This window comes from Dellaglioa sp. CoH-56-MRSF-14, assembly GCF_056782115.1.
Genome location: NZ_JBXAYB010000005.1, coordinates 81,985 through 98,942, shown reverse-complemented (window position 1 = coordinate 98,942; position 16,958 = coordinate 81,985). Strand labels below are relative to the sequence as shown.

The window sequence follows — 16,958 nt, the reverse complement described above, 5'->3', positions numbered from 1 at the left end:
ACATTTGATTTGTCGAAAATTTGTTCAGTTTTCAAAGATCTACTTGGTTGCTTTTGACAACTTTTATATCATATCAACCACGTCATGATTTGTCAAGAATTTTTTTGAATAAATATTCATTTCTTCTTGCCGTATCAATCAGCTTTATTAATATACCATCTGGTATACACCCTGTCAATACTTCATTACAGATAAATTTGATTTATTAATTATTACTTTATCAAAAAAGCGACTTAACCTCATCGAATTGATAAGTTTAAGTCGCTTTTTTGATAAAAGCTATTTAATAATGTCTAATCCACCCATGTATGGTTGAAGAACTTCCGGAATAGTTACCGACCCGTCTTCATTCTGATAATTTTCAAGAACTGCTGCTAGCGTACGACCAACTGCCAATCCTGAACCATTCAACGTGTGTACAAACTGTAATTTTCCATCATCATCCCTATATTGGATATGAGCCCTACGAGCCTGAAATGCTTCAGTATTAGAACAACTTGAAATTTCACGATACATATTTTGTGCAGGTAACCAAACCTCTAAATCATGTGTCATTGCTGCTGAGAATCCCATATCTCCCGTTGACAATGTTATCACATGATATGGTAACCCAAGTTTTTCCATAATTCTGCCTGCATCACTTGTCATTTTTTCTAGTTCTGCATATGAATCTTCTGGTTTAGTATATTTCACCATTTCAACTTTATTAAATTGATGCAATCTAATCAATCCACGTGTATCTCTTCCAGCGCTTCCTGCTTCAGATCTGAATGAGGGTGAGAGAGCTGTGAAATATACTGGTAATTTTTCTTCCGGAATAACTTCATCCCTGTAGTAATTAGTTAATGGTACTTCTGCTGTTGGAATTAACGTTAAATTTTCATTTGCGATTTGAAAAACGTCTTCCTTAAACTTCGGAAATTGACCAGTTCCGTACATTGACTCATCATTAACAATATATGGAGGAATAATCTCTGTATAACCATCAATTGCATGTTGATCAAGCATAAAATTGTATAAAGCACGTTCTAAACGAGCTCCCCATCCTTTATAGTATAGGAATCGACTGCCCGACACTTTAGCGCCACGTTCAAAATCTAAAATATCTAAATTTTCACCGATTTCCCAATGTGCTTTCGGCTCAAAATCAAAAGTTCTTGGTGTACCTACTTTTCTTAATTCAATGTTTGAATCTTCATCAGGACCTACTGGAATCGTTTTATTTGGCATATTTGGTAGTCGCGATGCCATATCTGTTACGTCTGCATCTAAAACCTTTAATTCTTCATCAAATGCTTTAATTTCATCTCCGACTTTTTTCATTTCTTCGATTTGAGCATCTGCATTTTCTTTATTTCGTTTTAATTGTGCAATAGCTTGCGATACATCGTTTCTTTTCTTTTTTAAAGTTTCGGTTTGAACAATAATATCCCTACGTTTACGATCCTTTTCAACCATTTCATCAATAATCTCTGGTTTTACCCCACGATTACCCAATTGTTCCTTAACTTCATCGACATTTTGACGAATCATTTTAATATCTAACATATTCTGTTCCTCCTTTTTTTGTATAAAAAAAGCCCACTCATCCACTAATTGGGACGAAAGGCTCATTTTCGCGGTACCACCCAAGTTCGACAAATAATCATTTGTCACACTCAAATAGATAACGGTCTCCCGTGTGGCATTACCCACCCACTTATTCACGCCGGATTTTCAGCTTCGTAATTTCCACCACCATTACGTCTCTTAAATGCCTACTTATAACGTTTTCCGTGTTTATTTATTACTTTAATAATAAGCGTTGTTTTATTAAATTGCAAGTTTAATTCTTACCCGCTTTATTAAGCAAATCGATATACTCTTCTAACGAAAGATGATGCTTAACTATATATTTCGCGTTACTTTTACCAACATAGCGGAAATGCCATGTTTCATAATCAATTTTAGTCGATTTTTCTTTATCTTTCGGGAATCTCAATATAAATCCATAATTTACCGCATGGTTGATTAACCATTTTTGACCCTTATCTGTTTCACTACTATTATCTAAATCATTATGTTTGGCATACCAATTTGATGACATCATATCGACTGCTAGTCCGGTGTGATGTTCGCTTGATCCTGGTTCTGCCACATACTCTTTTGTTAATTGTTTAGCCTGAGCAACTGACTTTCCCGAATTTTCATAGCTTTTAATTGAGTCTGCATAGACCTCTTTTTGGTAGCTAATTGATCGATAACCAGATACCAGTGACGCCTTATACCCGGCCTTATTTGCTGCTGATACAAAATCATTCAAAGCACTCTCAATTTTTGAATTTACAATAACATTTCCATCTATTTTCTGTTTAAAATCCAGTTCTTGCTTGAGTTTATGCTCTGAATTAACTAATATTAAATTCCAATCATTTGCCTTTACACCTTTAGGTAGCTCACTTTTTTGTGTGACTTTTACCGTTTTATGGCTAGGTGTCGTATTCGCTTTCTTACCGCATGCACCTATTAATAGTGCACACATCATTACTACCATCATCATCCATTTTCTTCTAGTCAAAATGTGCCTCATTTCTTTGATAAATCTACATCTTTTAATGGAATTAATTTTGTTTTATAGCGTATTTTATAATATGTGTACAAGATAACAAATAACGGAATGCTCATATAACTAACCGAGATTGCTTCCCAATCAAAATTTTTAAATGATTGAATATCTTGTCCAAGAATAACTAAAATACAAAGAACAAGCGCTAAAATAGGGCCCACTGGGAACCATTTTGCAGAGTACTTTAATTCTGACACTTCATGTCCTTGCGCTTTGAACGCTTTTCTAAATCTGTAATGTGAGATTGCAATTCCTAGCCAAGCGATGAATCCAGTTAACCCACTAGCACTCAGTAAAAAGACATACACTTTTGCTCCAAAAACACTTGCTAAAAATGTGAGTAATCCGATAAATGTTGTTCCCACTAGTGCTGCCATTGGAATACCACGACTATTCGTTTGTTTAAACTTTTTAGGAGCGTAACCCTGTTCCGCAAGTGAATGAAGCATTCGAGTTGATGCATACATTCCTGAATTTGCAGCTGAAAGTACAGATGTTAAGATAACTGCATTCATAACACTTGCTGCAGAGGCTAACCCAGCTCTTTGAAAGACCAATGTAAATGGACTAATTGAAATATCTGATGCGCTTGAGCCGAGTAAATCTGGACTTGTATACGGAATAATTGCTGCAATGATAAAAATAGCGAAAATATAGAATAGTAGAATCCGCCAAAACACTTGTTTAATTGCTTTTGGAATACTCTTTTCAGGCGTTTCTGATTCTCCCGCCGTAATACCGATTAATTCAGTTCCTTGGAAAGAGAAACCAGCGACGACGAATACACTTAGAATCATTGGAACACCACCAACAAATGGAGCTTTCTTCATTGTAAAGTTTTCAAGTCCCGTTGCATGGCCACCTAGAATACCAAATATAGTCAATACACCAACGATTAAGAAGACAATGACAGTCACCACTTTAATAATTGATAACCAATATTCTGTTTCACCAAATGATTTAACTGACAACGCATTAATTGAAAAAATAATAACTAACGAGATTGTACTAAAAATCCATCCTGGTACATCTGGCAACCAAAATTGCATAACCAAGGCAGCTGTACTAATATCAACAGCCAATGTAATTGCCCAGTTAAACCAGTAATTCCAACCCATTGCAAAACCCATCGCAGGATCAACAAATCGCGTTGAATAAACCGCAAACGACCCTGAAACTGGTAAATACGTTGCCATTTCACCTAAACTAGTCATTAAAAAGTAAACCATAATTCCAATGCCAATGTAAGCTAGTAACGCACCACCTGGCCCTGCCTTCGAAATTGCTGACCCACTCGCAACGAATAAGCCTGTTCCAATACTTCCACCCAAGGCAATCATTGATAAGTGTCTTGTTTTTAACTCTCGGTGCATACCTTCTTGTTCTGCCATATGAAATCCCCCCTATATATAGAGGAGCACTCGTGATTTTTAAAATTGAGAAAAGAAAAAGAGACCTTTTGTACAACACTATTACGCGTTATACAAAAAGACTCAGATTAATAGACTCAGTCAAATCGTTATAAGCGCCCCGTGATTACTATATAATCACGACAGTTTCTGACTTATTAAATCAGACCCCAGCAGTCACTAAATCTAAGTTAGCATCCACTTCGGCAGTTCACCCTTTCAGTTTAACTTCTTCAGCACTTAATTGCTTCATTAAACATACTTATGAAAACTGCATCCTCTTCTTTCGATAATTCTTACTATAATCAATTCACTGATATTTTGCAAGCTGTATCCTAATTTTCAGCTATATTAATTTCATCATGCAACTTTTCAATATCTGTTTCATTTTTTAAAAAAGCTTCATTTTCGATTGGAAAGTGTTGTTCAATCGAACTAAATGGCTGTAAACTCACAACCCCATTTTTTAAATGATAATCTAAAATATGTCCACCCATTTTATTTTCATCAGATAAAAAATGAATATGGAATCCCGCTGCACCAATTCCTTGAAATAACTCAGGTGTGAAATAGCCAATAGCTGTTCCATCAATATCTTCTTCTTCAAATTCCGATTGTTTGGCAGTTACCGCAGTTAATTCTGGATACGGTTTACTTTGTTTAGCAACAGATCGTGTACTCATTTTACTAAATGTTCCTTTAATAAGAACACTAAAAAATAAATTTTGGTAAGGATATAATTCAAGTAATTGCTCTTCTAAAACATTTCCTGCCACATTTTCAAATTGAATAGATGCGTCTGCTTGATTAAAATGGACTGTCGCAAATGGAACAAGAACGTCATCGCTAACTTGATTAATTTGACCTTTTGCAGTAATCTGGAAAGCCTTTCCGTCAATCACAATCATTTCGCCATCTAAATCACCAACAGTTCCAATTCCGTAATCACCATGTTTCAATAATTCTCCAACACTCAATGTGCCTTCGTACAAGCCTTCAATTAATGTTGCTAAGGTACCATGTTGATAAACCTTTTTTATATCTTGCATGTCGTTGACCTCTCTTGAAAATTATTTTAATATAATTGATCCATTAAAATTGATTGTCCTAATTCTTGATTATCTTTATAATCAACTGGTATATCAACAATAACAGGACCATTAGTTGCAAATGCTTCATCTAATGTTTTAGCTAAATCTTGTGCTTTTTCAACGCGTAAGCCTTTTGCACCAAAACTTTCCGCATATTTCACAAAATCCACTGCGCCAAAATTCACACCGGCAGATTGACCATATTTCATTTCTTCTTGGAATTTAACCATATCGTAGTGTCCATCATTCCAAATAATATGAACAATATTCAGATTCAAACGAACCGCTGTTTCCAAATCTTGGGCTGAAAACAAGAATCCACCATCTCCAGAAATTGAGACGATTTGTGTATTAGGTCGAACTAAGGCCGCTGAAATTGCCCAAGGTAACGCAACTCCTAATGTTTGCATCCCATTACTAAATAATAAATGACGTGGTTCATAACTTCTAAAATGTCGCGCGATCCAAATGTAGAAACTACCGACATCAACTGCTACCGTCATTTCATCTGAAACACGTTTTTGTAATTCTTGGATAATGCTTAATGGATGACTGGTTAATGTGTCACTTGTCACAACTGGCGCTTCATCCCTAGCCTGTAATTTTTCTTGTAAGCCATCTAAATACTCACGAGATTCAGATGCCATTTGATAGCCTTTCATATAGGGTAATAAAAATTCAAGTGTTTGCGCGATGTCGCCCACTAACTCTTTCTTTGGTTGGAAATTATGATCAATCTCTGAACGCATATCGTCAACAACAACAATATTAGCTGTTCCTTCTGCATTCCAGTTACGTGGTTCATATTCAATAGGATCATAGCCAATTGTAATAACTAAATCGCTCTTTTTAAGTAATTGATCCCCTGGTTGATTTCTGAATAAGCCCACACGACCAAAGAAATCACCGACTAATTCACGCGATATCACACCAGCGGCTTGAAATGTTTCCACAACAGGTAGATTCGTTGCTTCAACTAAATTACGAATAGCTTTTGTTACTTCTGGTGAAGATGCCCGCATTCCCACAAGTAAAACAGGTAATTTTGCTGCTTTAATTTCTTGTGCTAAAAGTGTACTTTCTACCGGGCTAGCGGGACCTAATTTAGGTGCCATTAAAGGCTGGATAACTTTTGTTTTCACTTCTGAATCTGTTACATCTTGGGGAATACTAACGAAACTTGCCCCTTGCTTTGCAGCCTCAGCTTCTTGGTAAGCATTAGCAATCACTTCTGAAATATTCTCAGGTTCTTGAACCTCTGCACTATATTTAGTGATTGGTTCAAATAATGCCGTGTTATTCATACTTTGATGCGTTAGTCTCGTTAAATCTGAACGTTTCACTTGACCAGAAATAGCAAGAACAGGATCACCTTCTGCCGTAGCCGTCACAACGCCTGTTGCCAAATTACTTGCACCAGGTCCGGAAGTCGTTAAAACAACCCCCGGTTTACCTGTAATACGACCAATCCCAGCAGCCATAAATGCTGCATTTTGTTCATGGCGCGTAATAATTAATTCTGGCGATTTAGAATTCGTCGGATGTTCCAATTTTTCAAAAACACGATCAATTTTTGCACCAGGAATACCAAATACATATTTCACATCATGATTTATTAAACTATCAACAATGGCATCTGCGCCGTAATATTTATTATCTGTCATTAGATTTCCTCCGAATTTGTTTTAGTAGTATCCATGATAGCATTTTCACAAATAAATGACTATGGTTTAAACTTACCAAATGTAAGCCTAAATAAAAAACCATTATTAACCCAGTTATGGTTAATAATGGTTTCGTTATTTATGATTTCCGGTTACATTTTCGACAATTTTTTGAATGATTAATTTACGTTGACCACTGATATCTTCTTCATTCCAATTAATTAAAGGAATTTCAGTTTCGTCAAACGTTGCTGCAATTAGTTGATAAACCGTTTGTGACTCTAAATAATTAGCCCAACGTTTATCCGCTTCAGCAAAAACACTATTAACGACGACGGTTGCTTTTTCTGTATCTTGTTTAAATTCACGAAATACACGATCAAAGAAACCGAAGTTTGGATAGGTTTCAATCTTTCCTTCCGAAGCCTCCACAATTTCTAATAAATTGATATCCTTAGCATCCCTTGCTAACGTAAAACCGCCATTATTACCTGAAACAGATTTCACAAGTCCCGCAACGACTAACTTACGCATAATTTTACGAAGATAAGTTTGTGAACCACCAAGACGAGCGTTGATTACTTGCGATGAAATTGGCACACCCTTATCCTGCGTTGCCAATAAAGAAATAATACACGCTGCTTGTTCAAATCCTTTTGTTAATTGCATAGTCAGCTACCCCCGGTTGATTAATTTTCAAATAGTTCTATATATACGAATAAAGGATAACATATGTCGTTGACAATTGGTATTGATTATTTTAAATCAACCGCATAAACAATTTCATTAATTAGAGCAGCAGGTTGAAAAAGGGATGAAACCGCTCTTTTTTCAACAAATTTAAAATTGGATTTTTTTAACACTTTGATAGATGCTTTATTTTCAATAGTTGTCACGCCAATTACACGTTCTAAATCTAACGCCTGAGCCATTGTTAAAAGTCCTTGAACTGCTTCAGTCATTATCCCTTGATTCTTAAAAATAGGATTTAGTGCATAGCCAACCTCTTTAACTACCAAACTAGGTTCTTGATTCTCATCAACTACTTCATATAAACCGATATTACCGACTACTTTTTGATTTCCTTTACACTCAATCGCAAATATACTTTGTTTTTGTAGCGTCGCAACGAACAAACTAGCTTCAGCCAATGAATTCACGGGTAAAAAGCCAGCCATTTGACCAACCGTTTCATCACAAGCATATTCATATATGTCATTTATGTCTGATGAGCATAACGGACGTACCACAAGCCGTTTCGTTTCATATTGATTCATTTTTTAGCCCTCAATTTTAAATTTATTCAGAATTTTTAGATATATAACGCGTGCAATGGCTATCCAAGTGACTGTTAAAAGAACAGCGCCTACCGTATCCGTCGGAAAGTGAGCTTGTAGATATACTCTTGAAATCATAATCATCATGATCCATATCGCTAATAAGCAGTTAATCAAAAATTGTTTACTATACTTAAATTCTACCAGCATAATACTCATTATCGTTAGACAAAATAATGCCACCCCGAACGTATGTCCACTGGGGAAACTGAATCCAGTAATTGATCCATGCCCCACTGGTCGAGGTCTCTGGACGCTACTTTTAATGAGCTTAATTAACAGTGCTCCAGTCATTATGGTCATCCCTGTCCAAATAGCGAGTACACCTCGTCGTAATTTATATAAAATAATCATCAAAATGACTGAATACAACCCTATCATCATCGGACTACTTAGCCAACTGATTATCTGCATCACTTGGTCTAGTTGCGCTGTAGGATGAAACCTAACAACTGCAATGATATTATTATCTATACCATGAATAAAATTATTTTTTGTTACTATTAATAACGTCAATATTGCGAATAGTCCACTGCCTATTATGACTACTCCATAAAGTTTATTCTTATTAATCATTACTCTAACCTCTTAATTACAGTCTATTTTATCCACATAATTTATCATATTTTTTAATTTGTTTAAAGTTAGTTACCAAAATCTTTAAGAATTCATACAGAAATCAAGCAAATGCTCAATTTTATGTAAGTTTATGGTAAAATAGGATATCTTTATAAATTTAGAAAAGAGTTGAAAATAAATAATGAATACGCTACTACTTATGCTTGCCGCTGGTCTTGTGGCAGGTGCTCTAGGATCTATCTTAGGATTAGGTGGCGGCATCATTGTCACCCCGGTCTTAACTTTAATGATGGGATTAGATATTAAATACGCTATTGGTGCTAGTATCATTGCCGTTATCGCAACGAGTTCTGGTGCTACAATTGCATTTCTAAAAGATGACGTTTTAAATTTGAGGGTCGCCATGTTTTTAGAAATCGCAACGACAATTGGTGCGATTTGTGGAGCACTCTTAACAGGAGTCTTTAATACATCCTTTCTCTTCATTTTATTCGGTGCTTTTTTGCTACTTTCTGTCTACAACATGCTTAAAAAAATTTTTGTAGGTGAAGAAGTTTTAAAATCAGCTGAACCTGATTATTTATCTACCAAATTTAAACTGAATAGTTCGTACTATGATAAACAACTAAAAAAACAAGTTGATTATCAAGTCGAAAATGTTCCAGGTGGGATGGCGATTATGCTTGGTGCTGGAGTTGCTAGTGGACTACTAGGAATCGGATCTGGTATTTTCAAAGTTATGGCAATGGATACTGCAATGAAAATGCCGTTGAAACCATCAAGTTCAACAAGTAACTTAATGATGGGTGTCACCGCTGCCGCAAGTGCGACCGTCTACTTTTTCAATGGTTCAATTAGACCTGATATTGCGGTTCCATTAGCGCTAGGAATTTTAGTTGGTTCATCAATTGGTTCGCGTGCAATGCAATACCTACCCGCAAAAATAATTCGCCTCATTTTTGTACCTGTACTATTGTATGTCAGCATTCAGATGATTCTAAAAGGATTCGGGGTATCTATCTAATGATGAATGAAAAAAATAACACATCAGCCGAAATGGCAAAAATTGAATTAATGATTGGTCAAATACTAAGAATTGGCGTTTTCATTTCTGCGATAATTATGATTATTGGTCTTATCCTATCCTTAGTTACAGGTTCAACAGGCTATCAAGGTAATACATTTCCAACTTCATTTTCTGCTATCATTTCTGGAATTGTCGCACTTAAACCTTACGCAATTATGATGCTTGGGCTATTTTGCTTAATACTAACACCAATTCTTCGTGTCGTTATTTCAATTTATGCTTTCTACAAAGAAAAAGATTATCTGTACGTTAAAATTACCGTCATCGTTTTAGTCATTTTAATTGCTGGCTTTTTTATTGGCGAACATTAATTAATAAAGGGGAACATTTCAATGTCAAGTCGTCGAGAAAACTATCATAAAGAACAACTACTACACCAAGAAACAACTAATCACCTGCCTTTACCAAAACGCGAAAGAAAAAATAAAAAGCAAAACAAGAAACGTCGTCGCTTAATTTGGTTAATCATTATAATAATCGCTGCTATCTGCGGTGGCGTTTATGCCTACCATAAATACTCAAACGCTAAAAATGCAGCTGATAAAATCTATACTTCTACTAAAATTGCTAAAACTAGAAATGTCGCAGCGGTTTTGGAAAAGGACCATCCTATTTCGATTTTACTTTTAGGTTCTGATGATGGTGCCTTGGGTCGTGCTAAAACTGGTGGCCGAACGGATACTTTAATCGTTGCCACACTTAACCCTAAAACAGAATCAATGACCTTAATCAGTTTACCGCGTGATACTGAAGTTGCGGTTTCAGACCATGAATCAGATTTTCCAAGTAAGATAAACGCTGCCTATGCTTATGGTGGTGCTGCAACTGCCGTTAAAACTGTTGAAAAATATTTCAATGTACCCATTGATTTCTACGCAACAATCAACATGGGCGGTTTAGAATCACTAGTTGATGCTGTTGACGGTGTTGACGTTAATCCACCACTATCTTTTTCTTATAATGGTGCCAGCTTCAAAAAAGGCGTTAAAACTCATGTCAACGGTAAACAAGCCCTTTCGTATGCCCGCATGAGATATGATGATCCTCTTGGCGATTACGGTCGACAAAAACGCCAACGTCAGATTATTATGGCAGTGGCTTTAAAAAGTACACAACTTCAAAATTTATTAGACGATAAATTTTTAAATACAATGTCATCTCAAATGAAAACTGATTTAACATTCAATGATCTTACCGTCTTAGGTACCAATTATCGTAAGGCAACACATCATTCACATTCAGATTATCTACAAGGTACAGGAACAATGGTCAATGGAGAAGCTTTTGAAATTGCCAGCGAAACTGAAAAACAACGTATCACTGATAAATTACGTTCCACACTTGGCTTGGTTCCAGCTAAAACTGGAAATACTTTAACAGCCGATACAAAAATTAATACAACTCGTGAATAGTTAAAAGTAGGCCGTCAATCGGGGATTGACGGCCTACTTTTTTGCATAAAAAAACAACTCACCTAAATGGCAAGTTGTTTAGATTTTAAATTAGTCTTTGTTTACGTTTACTGCTTGTGGTCCACGGTCACTATCTTCAACGTCAAAAGTTACTTTTTGACCTTCGTCTAATGTTTTAAAACCGTCACCTTGAATAGCTGAGAAATGTACGAATACATCACTACCATCTTCGCGAGTAATGAAACCAAAACCTTTATCTGCGTTAAACCATTTTACTGTACCTTGTTCCATGAATAAAATCCTCCTTGTGTCTATGTGACACGTTTTATTTATGACTCTCAAATCGTCCCAGTTGATATCGTTTCCGAAGACACTCATCAACTTCATTTGATTTGAAAAGCCACCTAAATTATATCACGTCTAATTGTAAAAACAAATTCTAAAATAGCGCTTTTATTTAGTTGTTTTCATCTTCAAGTGGTAACGCTAAATCATCATTTTCTTCCAGATTATATGGCTGGTATTTACCCATTAAATATCCTTGAATCATTTGAATAACTTCATAACGATCACTACCTGATAAAATTTTATCGCGGTATAAAAGTGTTGCCGTCCGTGCGAATAAATCTTCAAGATCAATCAATTCATCGTTAGTTTGACCAACTAAAAAATCAATTGAAACATGAAAGAATTCGGCCAACTTTCTGACTTCAAGATATGAGGGTGTATTAATACCACGCTCCCAACTACCAATCTGCGGGCCAGAATTCAAGTTATGATTCGATTTTTGAGACTGATTTAATCCAACAGCTAATTGAGTTAGCGTTAATCCACTACCTCTGCGCAATGCTTTTAATCTTTCCGGAAACATCAACAACACCTCCTTTAGATAAGCATACCTCTTTTTTAAAAAAAGGGTAGGTTTTTAACCAAATAAACCGCCAATATAATAAGTTACAGCCATTGTTACTAATCCAACAAAAACATTTCTTACCATGGCATGTCTAATATTATTACGCCCTAATATCCCGCTTACTGCCCCTGTTAAAAGTAAAGCTAAAGCAACGCCAATAACCGTCAGTGGAATCATAAACTCAGTTGGGAGTATCGCTATTAATAATAATGGAACTAGCGAGCCAACTACAAAGGATGTCATTGAGGACATCGCTGCGTGCCACGGATTTAAGTACTCACCGACATCAATATTGTTAACTTCTTTACAGTAATTTTCTAGTTCATTTTGAGACATTAGTTCATTGACCACATCCGTTGCGACCATCCGCGAGAATCCCTTTGCTTGGTAGATATTAATTAATCGTTCAATTTCAAATTCACGATTTTCTTTTAACTTTTTTGCAGCTGAATGGATAATCGATTTTTGTGTATCCCTTTGTGCAGAAACTGAGACGTATTCACCACCAGCCATTGAGAACGCTCCCGCAAACATACCAGCAAGTCCAGCTAAGACAAGATAGTACTTACCTTGACTAGCACCGGCCATCCCCAGAATAACGCCTGCAACTGAGATGATGCCATCATTAGCACCTAATACCCCTGCTCTTAAAATATTTAATTTCGTTGATAAAGCCATTCCTACTTTTAATGCACGACTATTCATCAAATGATTCACTCCATTTCCAATCATTTAAGTATAAGCTAATTGGGAACGATTATCAGTCGGGTTTATTAATTTCGTTAAGGAACATGATTGCCTTATCTTAAATGGGACACAATCTTACCATAGATAAAGACTGACTACTAGAAATCGAAAGGACCTGCATTTCAACCCATTATAGGATATACTTAAAGCAATTGTTCGAAAGAGGTGAATCAAATGTCTGACTCAAAAAAATACCCAATTAGTCCCTATTTTGAAATTAAAAATAATCATCCTTGGTACCTTGATGCCGAAATTGATGACTTATCACTTTATAATCAAAACTTTAAGGTTGTCTTACAAACAATAACTAAAAATGAAAATATTAATAAAGGGTGGCGCGATGAGGATTTAGAATCTAACATTCAGTTACTCCTTCTTATTGATTACGAAGAACTTGAAGTTTGGAAATATCCCGTCGATTTGTCATTTGATAAATTATCTTTAAAGGAAGATGTTGTATCATTCAATGAAAATAGTCGTATTGCACTTTATTTTGAAGATGATCAAGCTGTGATGCGAAAACTCGGCTACCTACCAAAAGAGGATACATTACAGGTCCATAATATTATGGCAGGCCTACCACATTATAAAATTGCCACTTATTTGACAGGCGGTCCTTATAAGAAATTAACGTTCGAAGACGACGAACTTCAAATTGATAATGGTTTTGAAGAATTTCGTTTAAATATTTTAATCTACTAAAAAAACATTCTCAATGAGAATGTTTTTTTGATTACTTATTTTTACTTTTTTTATTAAAAATTGATTTAACTGATCGTTTTAAAACATCGCCCATTCCAAGTGATTGAACCATATGAGCTGGATCAACATAGTTACGCATTGCACGTAACACCATTTTTGGTTTTTTAGACGCAAAAGTAAATGTCCCATTCTTCTTCGTTTTAATTGCATATCTCGGAATCCATCGTCCTTTAAACATCACAGACGCGATAACTTGATCAACTTCATCCCATGGAATTTGGATAAACTTGCGTGCATCACGGTCATTATAAAATTCAAACCCTTTATCGCCAATCATGATTTTACCATAATCAGTTAAACCTGTGAAAGCAGTTGCATCGATTGTTAAGTCTACCTTTGTATTAATTGACTGGACCATAGTATTTCGACTCCAATGTTTTTTGACGTTATCTTATTATACCTTAATTAATTGCATTGAACCATATAAAAAAACCCAGGAAAATTCCTGAGTTTTTTTGAAATTTTATAAAATTCCAAGTACGTGTCCACCGATACCAACTATGAATAAACCTAGAATGATAAGAATTGGTGAAACTTTTTTCTTAAGTAACCACATACAGAAGAATGTTAATAATAATGCTGCTAAACCTGGAATTAATTGATCCAAGTTATTTTGTAATGTTGTTACTTTATTTGGTGAAAGAGCTAAACCGTCGCTAGCTTGTTGCATAGCTGTTTGCATGCCTTTTCCACCTTGGAGTTTATCAAAATCAATATAAGCACCTTTATCCAACTTAACTGTTGAAATAACTGGCGTAAATTTGATTGAAACCCAACGTTCTACTAATGCGGCTAAAACGAACATTCCCAGTACCGAAGCACCTTTAGTAACATCTTGTAATAAGCCACCTGACATATCTTCAGAAATCTTAGAACCAGCTCTATAACCGAATTCTTGTGTATACCACATGAATCCCATACGGATGATATTCCAAGCTACGAAGAAAATGATTGGTCCCATAATGTTACCACCCATAGCCAATGAAGCACCTAAAGCACCTAACATTGGACGAACAGTAAACCAGAATACGGGATCACCGACACCAGCCAAAGGACCCATCATACCAACTTTAACACCTTGAATTGCAACATCATCAATAGGGGCACCATTAGCACGTTCTTCTTCAAGTGCTAATGTAACACCAAGGATTGGTGAAGCAAGATAAGGATGAGTGTTAAAGAATTCCATGTGTCGTTTCATTGCTGACGTACGTTCTTCTTTAGTTTTGTATAATTTTTTAATTGCTGGAATCATTGAGAATGTCCAACCACCATTTTGCATACGTTCGTAGTTCCATGAACCTTGAATAAACGTTGAACGCCATGCTACAGCCAATCGATCTTTTTTAGTTAATTCAATTTTATCTGCCATAATATATTCCTCCTTCTTCCAGTTTAATAATCGTTTAGAATTTCGCCAAGTGGATCACCGGTATTATTGCCACCGCCACCATTTGATGAACCACCCATTTTTGAAAGGTTCAAGTAAATAAGAGCAAGAGCAACACCGATAGCACCAATAGCGATCAATGTTAATTGAGTAATAGCTGCGACTACGAAACCAAGAATAAAGAATGGCCATACTTCTTTTGTAGCCATCATGTTAATAACAAGTGCATAACCAACGGCAACAACCATACCACCACCAATAGCCATACCATCTGTTAACCATGCGGGCATTGATTCAAGGAAACCTTTAACTGTTTCAGCTGGAATAAAGAGCAATGCTCCGGCTGGAATAGCAATACGGATACCTTGCATACCAATAGCAAGAACATGCCATATTTCTAGCTTACGGATATTACCTTGTTCTGCTGCTGCATCCATTGCATGAACAATAGGAACAGCAAGTGTACGAACAACCATTGTTAAGAATAATCCGGCAACGGCAAGGGGAACGGCGATAGCGATAGCTGATCCAACACCTTTAATCCCTTGTCCACCTAATACTAAAATAATTGCTGATGCAACTGAAGCAAGTGCAGCATCGGGTGCAATAGCTGCCCCGACATTAGCCCAACCAAGTGCGATCATTTGAAGTGTACCACCTAAAACAATTCCGGCGGTTAAATTACCGGTTACTAACCCGATTAATGTACATGCCACTAGTGGTTGATGGAATTGGAATTCATCTAAAATTCCACCCATACCAGCTAGAAAGGCAATAATTACTACTAAAATCATTGATATAGCTGACATAATAAGCCTCCTAAATTAATTTTCTTTTATTGTGTTGTTTAAGCTTTTGCTAATTCACCTTTAGCTTTTTTGAGAATGTTAGCCATATTCTCTTTTGAATCGTTAGGTACTTTACGGACATCAAATTTAACGCCCTTATCTTCTAGTTTTTCAAAAGTATCAACATCGTCTTGTCCCATTGATAATACGTTGTTAACAACTACTTTACCAACTGAATGAGCCATTGAACCAAGGTTAACTTCGTCAAATTTCATTCCGCCTTCAATTGCTGTTAACACATCTTGTGGACTTTCAAAAAGAAGTAATGCTTTCATTCCACCAAAACGAGGGTCTTTTGAAACTTCAATCATCTTAGCAATTGGCACAACATGTGCAATAATACCAGGTGGTGAAGCTTGTTCAATTAAGTTTTTACGAAGTGTATCCTTAGCAACATTATCAGAAACAACGATAATACGGTCAGGCTTAACTGATTTAGACCATGCTGTAGCAACTTGTCCATGCAATAAACGTGAATCAATACGTGTTAAAACGTATTTAATTTTACCATCACCGATTACAGTTCCTTCAGGAATTGAACCAGTAGGTTTGTTTGTTGCAACAACAGCTGCTTCTTTTGGTGCTAAATCTTCTGGCTTAATCTTAACGCCACCTTTTGCTTCGCTTAGAATACTTGCAGCAATTTCTTGTGCAGAATCCATTGACAAGCGTGCTGCGTAGGCTTCAATTAACATTGGTAAGTTTAAACCTGTAACAATTGCCCATTTATCTTTATGAGCGTCAAGCAAACCGTTTGCTTGATTAAATGGTGATCCACCCCATAAATCAACTAAGAATAAGACTTCTTCAGGATCATCAAAAGTAGCAATTGCTGCTTCAAGATGAGCTTTTAAATCGTCTGGTCCTTCGTTTGGCATGAAAGTTACAGCTTGAACATTTTCTTGTTCACCAAAAATCATTGAACCGGATTGCATGATGCCTTCGGAAAATTTACCGTGACTTGCAATTACAATTCCAACCATTTTAAAACCTCCTAAATTTTTATCAGATTACTGTAAGAACTCCGGAAAAACGCTTACATTTATAATATAAAAACACGCAAAAATTATTTCAAAAACAACTTAAGCATTTTGCTTTTGTTCCTAGGTAATCT

Annotated in this window: 19 protein-coding genes and 1 riboswitch; of the genes, 4 read left to right on the top strand and 15 right to left on the bottom strand. The window is 35.9% G+C overall.

Going from position 1 to position 16,958, the window contains the following annotated elements:
* Positions 1–279 precede the first annotated feature (279 nt).
* From serS to AC1RPX_RS06485, 8 genes are all read right to left on the bottom strand, one after another.
* Positions 280–1,548 (bottom strand): serine--tRNA ligase, encoded by a 1,269-nt coding sequence (serS, locus tag AC1RPX_RS06520; RefSeq protein ID WP_481761724.1) that lies wholly within the window; start codon positions 1,546–1,548, stop codon positions 280–282.
* A 277-nt stretch (positions 1,549–1,825) separates the two neighbouring features.
* Positions 1,826–2,557, bottom strand: coding sequence for a M15 family metallopeptidase (locus AC1RPX_RS06515; RefSeq protein WP_481761725.1), 732 nt, complete (start codon positions 2,555–2,557; stop codon positions 1,826–1,828).
* 8 nt (positions 2,558–2,565) lie between these two features.
* Positions 2,566–3,996, bottom strand: coding sequence for an amino acid permease (locus tag AC1RPX_RS06510; protein WP_481761726.1), 1,431 nt, complete (start codon positions 3,994–3,996; stop codon positions 2,566–2,568).
* A gap of 124 nt (positions 3,997–4,120) precedes the next feature.
* A riboswitch (Lysine riboswitch) is annotated at positions 4,121–4,305 on the bottom strand.
* A gap of 44 nt (positions 4,306–4,349) precedes the next feature.
* Positions 4,350–5,063, bottom strand: coding sequence for an acetolactate decarboxylase (gene budA / locus AC1RPX_RS06505; RefSeq protein WP_481761727.1), 714 nt, complete (start codon positions 5,061–5,063; stop codon positions 4,350–4,352).
* Positions 5,064–5,089: 26 nt separating this feature from the next.
* Positions 5,090–6,769, bottom strand: coding sequence for an acetolactate synthase AlsS (gene alsS, locus AC1RPX_RS06500; protein ID WP_481761728.1), 1,680 nt, complete (start codon positions 6,767–6,769; stop codon positions 5,090–5,092).
* A 135-nt stretch (positions 6,770–6,904) separates the two neighbouring features.
* Positions 6,905–7,438: an Rrf2 family transcriptional regulator gene (locus tag AC1RPX_RS06495; RefSeq protein WP_481761729.1), complete on the bottom strand. Its 534-nt coding sequence runs from the start codon at positions 7,436–7,438 to the stop codon at positions 6,905–6,907.
* Between the two features lie 86 nt (positions 7,439–7,524).
* Positions 7,525–8,046 (bottom strand): GNAT family N-acetyltransferase, encoded by a 522-nt coding sequence (locus tag AC1RPX_RS06490; RefSeq protein ID WP_481761730.1) that lies wholly within the window; start codon positions 8,044–8,046, stop codon positions 7,525–7,527.
* 3 nt (positions 8,047–8,049) lie between these two features.
* Positions 8,050–8,682 (bottom strand): phosphatase PAP2 family protein, encoded by a 633-nt coding sequence (locus AC1RPX_RS06485; protein ID WP_481761731.1) that lies wholly within the window; start codon positions 8,680–8,682, stop codon positions 8,050–8,052.
* Positions 8,683–8,866: 184 nt separating this feature from the next.
* Here AC1RPX_RS06485 and AC1RPX_RS06480 point away from each other — a divergent pair, with 184 nt between their 5' ends.
* From AC1RPX_RS06480 to AC1RPX_RS06470, 3 genes are read left to right on the top strand one after another with little or no spacing between them, the layout of a single operon-like run.
* Positions 8,867–9,709, top strand: coding sequence for a sulfite exporter TauE/SafE family protein (locus tag AC1RPX_RS06480; protein WP_481761732.1), 843 nt, complete (start codon positions 8,867–8,869; stop codon positions 9,707–9,709).
* Positions 9,709–10,083, top strand: a complete 375-nt coding sequence (locus AC1RPX_RS06475; protein ID WP_481761733.1) for a DUF1634 domain-containing protein — start codon at positions 9,709–9,711, stop codon at positions 10,081–10,083. The genes AC1RPX_RS06480 and AC1RPX_RS06475 overlap by 1 nt, the downstream gene beginning before the upstream one ends.
* A 21-nt stretch (positions 10,084–10,104) precedes the next feature.
* Positions 10,105–11,184: an LCP family glycopolymer transferase gene (locus AC1RPX_RS06470; RefSeq protein ID WP_481761734.1), complete on the top strand. Its 1,080-nt coding sequence runs from the start codon at positions 10,105–10,107 to the stop codon at positions 11,182–11,184.
* Between the two features lie 90 nt (positions 11,185–11,274).
* Here AC1RPX_RS06470 and AC1RPX_RS06465 read toward each other — a convergent pair whose 3' ends face one another.
* The 3 genes from AC1RPX_RS06465 to AC1RPX_RS06455 form a co-directional block, all read right to left on the bottom strand.
* Positions 11,275–11,475: a cold-shock protein gene (locus AC1RPX_RS06465; protein WP_112251328.1), complete on the bottom strand. Its 201-nt coding sequence runs from the start codon at positions 11,473–11,475 to the stop codon at positions 11,275–11,277.
* Between the two features lie 166 nt (positions 11,476–11,641).
* Positions 11,642–12,055, bottom strand: a complete 414-nt coding sequence (locus AC1RPX_RS06460) for a helix-turn-helix domain-containing protein (protein ID WP_481761735.1) — start codon at positions 12,053–12,055, stop codon at positions 11,642–11,644.
* A 54-nt stretch (positions 12,056–12,109) separates the two neighbouring features.
* Positions 12,110–12,802, bottom strand: coding sequence for a VIT1/CCC1 transporter family protein (locus AC1RPX_RS06455; RefSeq protein ID WP_481761736.1), 693 nt, complete (start codon positions 12,800–12,802; stop codon positions 12,110–12,112).
* A gap of 216 nt (positions 12,803–13,018) precedes the next feature.
* Here AC1RPX_RS06455 and AC1RPX_RS06450 point away from each other — a divergent pair, with 216 nt between their 5' ends.
* Positions 13,019–13,546: a hypothetical protein gene (locus AC1RPX_RS06450; protein WP_481761737.1), complete on the top strand. Its 528-nt coding sequence runs from the start codon at positions 13,019–13,021 to the stop codon at positions 13,544–13,546.
* A gap of 31 nt (positions 13,547–13,577) precedes the next feature.
* Here the strand turns inward: AC1RPX_RS06450 and AC1RPX_RS06445 are convergent, their stop codons facing one another.
* The 4 genes from AC1RPX_RS06445 to AC1RPX_RS06430 form a co-directional block, all read right to left on the bottom strand.
* Complete coding sequence (locus AC1RPX_RS06445) at positions 13,578–13,964, bottom strand: DUF956 family protein (RefSeq protein WP_409021995.1); 387 nt, start codon at positions 13,962–13,964, stop codon at positions 13,578–13,580.
* A 105-nt stretch (positions 13,965–14,069) separates the two neighbouring features.
* Positions 14,070–14,978, bottom strand: coding sequence for a PTS system mannose/fructose/sorbose family transporter subunit IID (locus tag AC1RPX_RS06440; protein ID WP_481761738.1), 909 nt, complete (start codon positions 14,976–14,978; stop codon positions 14,070–14,072).
* Positions 14,979–15,001: 23 nt separating this feature from the next.
* On the bottom strand, positions 15,002–15,805 hold the full coding sequence (locus AC1RPX_RS06435; RefSeq protein WP_481761739.1) for a PTS mannose/fructose/sorbose transporter subunit IIC: 804 nt from the start codon (positions 15,803–15,805) through the stop codon (positions 15,002–15,004).
* A 38-nt stretch (positions 15,806–15,843) separates the two neighbouring features.
* Complete coding sequence (locus tag AC1RPX_RS06430) at positions 15,844–16,827, bottom strand: mannose/fructose/sorbose PTS transporter subunit IIA (protein WP_481761740.1); 984 nt, start codon at positions 16,825–16,827, stop codon at positions 15,844–15,846.
* Positions 16,828–16,958 lie beyond the last annotated feature (131 nt).